This is a genomic window from Paraburkholderia haematera, from assembly GCF_905220975.1.
Classification (GTDB): domain Bacteria; phylum Pseudomonadota; class Gammaproteobacteria; order Burkholderiales; family Burkholderiaceae; genus Paraburkholderia; species Paraburkholderia haematera.
On sequence record NZ_CAJNBK010000010.1, the window covers coordinates 248,622 to 256,682 of the forward strand.

Genomic DNA, 8,061 nt, shown 5'->3' on the forward strand with positions numbered 1-8,061 from the left:
CGGCACAAATTTGGGGCACGTTCTGTGCCGTTTTGGCCGTGGGACCACACCGCCGCGCAATGCAAGAACCAGCTTGGTCTTAAAGCGCACCAAATTATATCGGATGCCGAATCAATTTAGAATTCTGCACCACTTCAGGCGCGCAACGGCCGCACTCGCGCGATGATCTCACCGACAATGCCGCGCCGGAATGCCAGCACGCAGGCAATGAAAATCACGCCCGTCACGATGGTCACAGATTCGCCCAGCGACCGGAACCACTCAACGCCTGTCGTCGACGCCAGCGCCGTGCCGATATCGCCGAGCCGGTCTTCTAGCGCTACGATCAGCGCCGCGCCGAGCAGCGGCCCGAACAGCGTGCCCATGCCGCCGACGAGCGTCATTAGAATCACCAGCCCCGACATGGTCCAGTACGCGTCGCTCAACGTCTCGAAACCCTGCACCAGTACCTTGAGCGAACCCGCCAAACCGGCGAGCCCTGCGGACAGAATGAAGGCCAGCAGCTTGAAGCGATCGGTGTCATAACCGAGCGACACGGCGCGCGGCTCGTTCTCCTTGATCGCTATCAGCACCTGCCCGAACGGCGAATGCACGATCCGCACGATCAGCAGGAACGCAAGCACCATCACGGCCAGCACAACAAAGTACAGCGCCACATCCGACGACAGATCCAGCAGACCGAACAGCTTGCCGCGCGGCACGCCTTGCAGGCCATCCTCGCCGTGCGTGAACGGCGCTTGCAGGAACACGAAGTAGACCATCTGCGCGAGCGCCAGCGTCACCATCGCAAAGTAGATGCCCTGCCGACGGATCGCGAACATGCCGACCACCACCCCGAGCAGTGTCGCCGCCGCGGTACCGGCCAGCACGCCCAGTTCCGGAGAGAAGCCGAGCGTCTGCATTGCATAGCCGGTAACGTAACCGGCCGAGGCGAGAAACATCGCATGACCGAACGAGAGCAAGCCCGTGTAGCCGATCAGCAGATTGAAGGCTGCCGCGAACAACGCGAAGCACAGTACCTTCATGACGAATAGCGGATAGATGCCGAGCACGGGCACCGCGAGAAGCGCGATCAGCAGCAGACCGTAGAGCACTTTTCTCTGCATCATTTTTCCTTGCCGAAGAGACCCGCCGGGCGCACCAGCAATACCAGCGCCATGATCACGAAGACGACGGTCGCCGACGCTTCCGGGTAAAACACACGCGTCAGCCCTTCGACCACGCCAAGCATCAGCCCGGTCAGAATCGAGCCCATGATCGAACCCATGCCGCCGATCACGACCACCGCGAACACGGTGATGATCATGGGCTGGCCCATCAACGGCGAGACCTGAATCACCGGCGCGGCAAGCACGCCGGCGAACGCCGCCAACGCGACGCCGAAGCCATACGTGAGCGTGATCATCAAGGGCACGTTGACGCCGAACGCCTCGACCAGCTTGGGGTTTTCGGTGCCTGCGCGCAGATAGGCGCCTAGGCGCGTTTTCTCGATCACGAACCACGTCGCGAAGCAGACCACGAGCGATGCCACCACCACCCACGCGCGATAGTTCGGCAGGAACATGAAGCCGAGGTCGGTCGCGCCGGAGAGCGCGGACGGCACGTCGTACGGCTGACCGGACGAACCGTAGATCGAGCGGAACACGCCTTCGACAACCAGCGTGAGTCCAAAGGTAAGCAACAGCCCATACAGGTGATCGAGCCTGTAGAGCCAGCGCAGCATCGAGCGCTCGATCACCATGCCGAACACGCCGACAATCAACGGTGCGAGCACCAGCATCGCCCAATACGGCAGGCCGAAATACGACAGGCCCATCCACGCGAGCATCGCGCCGAGCATGAACAATGCGCCGTGCGCAAAATTGATCACGTTGAGCAAGCCGAAGATCACGGCAAGGCCCAAGCTCAGAATCGCGTAGAACGAGCCGTTCACGAGCCCCAGCAACAGCTGGCTCAGCATCGCCGGTAGCGGAACGCCAAAGATTTCCATTGAAGCCTTAATTCCTTAAGCCAGCGCCAAGGTGAGATCGGTTACGCACGATCAGGCCGGCGTGCGATCGAGCCATTCGCCCGACCGCGCGCGGCATATGAAGCGGTGGCCGTCCGCCTGTGTACCAAAACAGCGTTACGTATCGCCCGACAGGCAAGGCAGACAGACGGTCATCAGGTTATCAGCCAGCGTTTATTTCCACAGCGCACAGCGCGTTTCGGCCTTGGTCGTGAACGCCTGCTCGCCGGGAATCGTCGCAGTGATCTTGTAGTAGTCCCACGGCTCTTTGGATTCGGCCGGCGTCTTCACCTGCATCAGGTACATGTCGTGGATCATGCTGCCGTCCTGACGGATGTAACCCTTCGCGTAGAAGTCGTCGATCTTCGCCTTCTTCAGTTGCGCCATCACCTTGTCGGAGTCGGTCGAACCGACTGCCTGCACGGCCTTCAGGTAGGTCATGGTCGCCGAGTAGTCGGCGGCCTGCAGGCTCGACGGCATCTTCTTCATCTTGTCGAAGTAGCGCCGCGCCCAGGCGCGCGTGGTGGCGTCCTTGTTCCAGTACCAGCTATCGGTCAGCACCAGACCTTGCGTGGTTTCCAGACCCAGGCTGTGGACGTCGTCGATAAACATCAGCAGCGCGGCCAGCTTCATCGTCTTCGTGACGCCGAATTCCTTGGCGGCCTTGATCGCGTTGATCGTGTCACCGCCCGCGTTGGCGAGGCCCAGGATCTGCGCCTTCGACGCTTGCGCTTGCAAGAGGAACGACGAGAAATCCGATGCCGACAGCGGATGACGCACCGTGCCCAGCACCTGGCCGCCATTGGCCTTCACCACATCGGACGTGTTCTTTTCGAGCGCCTTGCCGAACGCATAATCCGCGGTCAGGAAGTACCACGTCTTGCCGCCCTGCTTCGTCACCGCCGAACCGGTGCCCTTGGCGAGCGCTGTCGTGTCGTACGCGTAGTGGATCGTGTACGGCGTGCACTGCTCGTTGGTCAGGGTGTCGGCGCCCGCGCCGATGCTGATGTAGACCTTGTGCTTTTCACCGGCTACGGTGTTCATCGAGAGGCCGGTTGCCGAGTTCGTGCCGCCGATCAGCAGATCGACGCCATCGCGGTCGAACCACTCGCGCGCACGCGATGCCGCAATGTCCGCCTTGTTCTGGTGATCCGCGTAGACCACCGTGACCGGCTTGCCGTTGACCTTGCCGCCGAAGTCCGCCACCGCCATCCGGATCGCCTCGAGGCCGCCCTGGCCGTCGATATCCGCGTACAGACCTGACATATCGGTGATGAAGCCGATCTTCACCGCATCGTCAGCCGCTTGCGCGCTGCTCATCGTCAACGCGGCGCTTGCGGCAACCGCGAAACACAGAGTGGCAAGCCGCGCGAGTGGGTTCTTTTTCATTCCTGTCTCCTGGTTTCTTCACTTGTGGTTATCAGAGGCATTTGGACGCCTGTTATACGCCCAGTAAGTCGTGCAGCACCGGCATCTTGCTTTCGAGCTCACTGGCCCCGAAGTGCTCGACGATCGCACCGTGTTCCATCACGTAGAAGCGATCGGCAAGTGGCGCGGCAAAGCGGAAATTCTGTTCGACCATCACGACCGTGTAGCCGCGCTCCTTGAGCGTCATAATCATACGGGCGAGCGCTTGCACGATGACGGGTGCAAGGCCTTCCGAGATCTCGTCGAGCAGAAGCAGGCTCGCGCCGGTACGCAAAATGCGCGCAACGGCCAGCATCTGCTGTTCGCCACCCGAGAGCCGTGTGCCCTGGCTCATGCGGCGCTCCTGCAGATTCGGAAACATCGAATAGATTTCTTCGAGCGACATCATGTGCGCCTTGTCGCCGACCGGCGGCGGCAACAGCAGGTTTTCCTCGCACGAGAGGCTCGAAAAAATCCCGCGCTCTTCCGGGCAATAACCGATGCCGCAATGGGCGATCCGGTGCGTGGGCAGGTTGACGGTTTCGCGTCCGCCGATGCGGATCGAACCGGTGCGCTTGCCGGTCAGCCCCATGATCGCGCGCAAGGTGGTGGTGCGCCCCGCGCCGTTACGGCCCAGCAGCGTGACGACTTCGCCGCGGTTCACCGTCAAATCGACGCCATGCAGGATATGGGACTCCCCGTACCATGCCTGCAAACCCGCGATCTCCAGCGCGGGGGCACTGCCAACCGTGCCGCTTACCTCGAGGTTTTCGCGCTCGGCAATCGTGTTCATGCGTGGGCTCCGGCAAGCGCCGCATCTGCGCTGCCCATGTAGGCTTGCATCACGAGCGGATTCTTCGACACTTCGGCATAGCTGCCTTCGGCGAGCACTTCGCCTCGTTGCAGCACGGTGATGGTGTCGGAAATGCCGGCAATCACGTTCATGTTGTGTTCGACCATCAGGATCGTACGGCCGCTCGACACCTTCTTGATCAAGGCGGTGACGCGATCGACGTCTTCATGGCCCATGCCTTGCGTCGGTTCGTCGAGCAGCATCAACTCGGGCTCCATGGCGAGTGTGGTGGCGATTTCCAGCGCGCGCTTGCGGCCGTATGAAAGCTCGACCGTCAAAACATCGGCGAAATCGGTCAAGCCTACCTGCGTGAGCAGGTCCATCGCCCGATCGTCGAGTTGGCGCAGCGTGCGCTCGCTCTTCCAGAAATGAAATGCCGTGCCGAGCACGCGCTGCAAACCGATGCGCACATTCTGCAATGCTGTCAGATGCGGAAATACAGCAGAGATCTGAAACGAGCGGATGATGCCGCGCCGCGCGATTTGAGCCGGGCGTTCATTGGTGATGTCGATCCCATTGAAGACGATCTGGCCTGCCGTCGGTTCGAGGAATTTGGTGAGCAGGTTGAAGCAGGTGGTCTTGCCTGCCCCATTAGGGCCGATCAGCGCATGGATCGAGCCACGGCACACGCGCAGGTTCACCCCGTTCACGGCGATGAAGCCTTTGAACTCGCGGGTGAGGCCGCGCGTTTCGAGAATCGTATCGCCGAGAATCATGTTCCCTTCCATACGGAGTAAGGCGAAGCATTACGATCTTCCGCGCGAACGGCTGCGCGACTTTTTTATGACGGCGGCACCCCGTGCGCGCTCGTTGGCGTGCTGCACCAATCCGGATGGTAGTCCATGGGGCGGCACGCAGCATGGCTGCCATTGTCGCGCCAATGATGCAGCGCATTCATTGGGATTTGCACTTAGTGGATGATGACGGCCTGAGGCAAGCCTAAGGCGGGTTCACGGCGTGCTTGTGCGGTACTTGAACTATGCCCGGGGCGTGCCTAGAGGGTGTTTGAACGTTGCTTGAACCTTGCCGGGGGGCGTGCTTGGGGGATGCTCGAGCGGTGCTTCAATCTTGCACGAGGCATGCCAAGGGAAGGCCGAGGCACGCGTCGCGGCCTCGCCTCCCTCCCACTGTCACACGGCGGACATGGTCGACGCTGCACTCGTCTGAACCAGCACGCTGCCGGCCACGCGTGCGCGACGGTCTTCACGGATCATGTCGCTCGCGCGTTCGGCGATCATCAGCGTCGGCGAGTTGGTGTTGCCCGATGTGATGGACGGCATGATTGATGCATCGACCACGCGCAATCCGTCAACACCGATAACTCGTAGTCGGTTGTCGACTACGGCGCCCGGATCGTCGGTGGTGCCCATACGGCAGGTGCCGACCGGATGAAAGATGGTGGTACCGACCGCGCCGGCGGCCTGCTGAAGTTCTTCTTCGGTCTGGTACTGGATACCTGGCAGAATCTCCTGCGGCCGATAGGGCGCGAGCGCGGGCGCCGCGGCGATGCGGCGCGTGAGACGCAACGCGTTGGCCGCAACGTGCCGGTCGTAATCCGTGGACAGGTAGTTGGGCGCGATCAACGGCGGCGCCGAAGCATCGGTTGATCCGATGTGGATACTGCCGCGCGAGGTCGGCCGTAAGTGGCACACCGACGCGGTGAATGCATTGAAGCGATGCAGCGGTTCCCCGAAGCGATCGAGCGAGAGCGGCTGTACGTGATACTCGACGTCGGGGCGCGTGAGCGCCGGATCGTCCGGATCGGATTTGGCGAATGCGCCGAGTTGCGATGGCGACATCGACATGGGGCCGCTTTGAAAGAGCGCGTACTGCATGCCGATCATCAGCTTGCCCCACCAATGGGCGGAGGCGGTATTGAGCGTGCGCACGCCGTCGACTTTATAGGCCATTCGCAATTGCAGATGGTCCTGCAGATTTTCGCCGACGCCGCGCAGATCCCTTACGACCTCGATGCCGAGACTCTGCAGACGCGCGCCCTGACCGATACCGGACAGTTCGAGCAATTGCGGCGAGTTGACCGCGCCGGAACTGAGGATCACTTCGCAACGGGCTTTGGCGAGATAGTCGGTGTTGTCGCCACGATATTCGACGCCGGTGCAGCGGCGTCCTTCGAACACGACGCGCTGTGTGTGCGCTCCGGTGATGACGGTGAGATTCGGGCGCTTGAGCGCTGGACGCAGGAATGCTTTCGACGCATTCCAACGGATACCGCGTTTCTGATTGACGTCGAAGTAGCCGACGCCGGTATTGTCACCGCGATTGAAGTCGTCGGTGGCGGGTATGCCGGTTTCTTGCGCGGCTTTTGAAAACTCTTCGAGTATTTTCCATTTCAGGCGTTGCTTTTCGACGCGCCATGGGCCGCCCGCGCCATGCGATTCCGATGCGCCGGTGTGGTGGTCTTCGCTGCGTTTGAAGATGGGGAGGACTGAGTTCCAGGACCAGGAGGTGTCGTTAGTGACGCGGGCCCATTCGTCGTAGTCCTCGCGTTGGCCGCGCATGTAGATCATGCCGTTGATCGATGAGCTGCCGCCTAATACTCTGCCTCGTGGGTATGAAAGGGAGCGGCCGTTCAGGCCGGGTTCTGATTGGGTCTTGTAGAGCCAGTCCGTGCGGGGATTGCCAATGCAGTAGAGATAGCCTACCGGTATGTGGATCCAGTGGTAGTCGTCTTTGCCGCCGGCTTCTAGCAGTAGGACTTGTATTTCTGGGTCTTCTGATAGGCGGTTGGCCAGTACGCATCCTGCCGTGCCGGCGCCGACTATGATGTAGTCGAATTCGCCTTCTATACGCCTCGTGGCGTGGGGTTGGTTTTTTGTGGTGCTCATTGTTTCGTCTCCTAAGCTTTTTTGCCTGCGCGGCGCTTTGGGGGTCTTTGTGCCTGCGGTTTTGGGCTTTTCTTGGGTTGTTTGCCTGCTCGCGCGTTTTTGTCTGTTTGCCTGTGGTGTTGGCCTTTCCTTGTTTTCTTATTGGTCTATTAGCGTCGCCCCTGTGCGGGGCAGGCACCTACTTTTCTTTGCCTGCCGCAAAGAAAAGTAGGCAAAAGAAAGCGGCTCAAACCGCTAACTATTAAGCGGGTCCCCTGGCTTGGAGGAGGTAGTGGTGCATCTGGAATCCGTGCCCTCGCACATTCAGCCTTGGTGACAAGGCCGTCATACTTCCGGCGGCGCTGCGCGCGCCGACGCGTACTTCATAGAACCATGGATTCACTTACGGCCACTCCATTTACATACGCTGGCTGTCGGACGCTTCGCTCGGCATCCTCTCGTTCACATTTCCCGCTGCCGATCGCTTCATTCCTCGCCCCCACCTACTTACTTTTGCCATCAGCCACCCGCTTAACTCGGCACCCTCTCCTACTCACATTTTCTGGCTGCTGATCACTGCATCCGGCAGCCGGTGCCACACTTGCTCACTCTCGGCCACCTCAGTCAGCACAACTTGCCACCAAGCGATCGGTCACCTCGCCGAGGCAAAGCCGATGGCTCCCACCGCGCCCAACCAAAGCCCCTGGTTTCCCAGGTAGACCCATCCGCGACGCACGCAGTGCGGAGTGGGAGCCGATGAGCCCTTAGTCACTCACGCTTAGTGCGCGAGGGCACAGATTCCAGATGCACCACTACCCCCTCCAAGCCAGGGGACCCGCTTAAGAGTTAGCGGTTTGAGCCGCTTTCTTTTGCCTACTTGTATATTCCCTCCTGTGGCGTCGACCCGATCAGTTGTCGCCACATGGACAGTCAGCTCGTCTGCCTAGAGTGCCTCGAGCCCGCAGAAA

At 60.8% G+C, this 8,061-nt stretch carries 6 protein-coding genes; all 6 read right to left on the reverse strand.

Annotated elements, in window-relative coordinates:
- Positions 1-134: 134 nt before the first annotated feature.
- The 6 genes from KHO23_RS19645 to KHO23_RS19670 all read right to left on the reverse strand — a co-directional run bounded on the left by KHO23_RS19645 (position 135) and on the right by KHO23_RS19670 (position 7,114).
- A complete protein-coding gene (locus KHO23_RS19645; protein ID WP_211612933.1) occupies positions 135-1,106 on the reverse strand; it encodes a branched-chain amino acid ABC transporter permease in 972 nt (323 codons plus the stop codon).
- Positions 1,106-1,990: a branched-chain amino acid ABC transporter permease gene (locus tag KHO23_RS19650; protein ID WP_211612916.1), complete on the reverse strand. Its 885-nt coding sequence runs from the start codon at positions 1,988-1,990 to the stop codon at positions 1,106-1,108. The genes KHO23_RS19645 and KHO23_RS19650 overlap by 1 nt, the downstream gene beginning before the upstream one ends.
- A gap of 192 nt (positions 1,991-2,182) precedes the next feature.
- Positions 2,183-3,397 (reverse strand): ABC transporter substrate-binding protein, encoded by a 1,215-nt coding sequence (locus KHO23_RS19655; RefSeq protein WP_211612917.1) that lies wholly within the window; start codon positions 3,395-3,397, stop codon positions 2,183-2,185.
- A 52-nt stretch (positions 3,398-3,449) separates the two neighbouring features.
- Complete coding sequence (locus KHO23_RS19660) at positions 3,450-4,208, reverse strand: ABC transporter ATP-binding protein (protein WP_211612918.1); 759 nt, start codon at positions 4,206-4,208, stop codon at positions 3,450-3,452.
- Positions 4,205-4,984, reverse strand: coding sequence for an ABC transporter ATP-binding protein (locus KHO23_RS19665; RefSeq protein WP_120297214.1), 780 nt, complete (start codon positions 4,982-4,984; stop codon positions 4,205-4,207). The genes KHO23_RS19660 and KHO23_RS19665 overlap by 4 nt, the downstream gene beginning before the upstream one ends.
- A gap of 414 nt (positions 4,985-5,398) precedes the next feature.
- Positions 5,399-7,114 (reverse strand): GMC family oxidoreductase, encoded by a 1,716-nt coding sequence (locus tag KHO23_RS19670; protein ID WP_211612919.1) that lies wholly within the window; start codon positions 7,112-7,114, stop codon positions 5,399-5,401.
- Between the last annotated feature and the right edge of the window lie 947 nt (positions 7,115-8,061).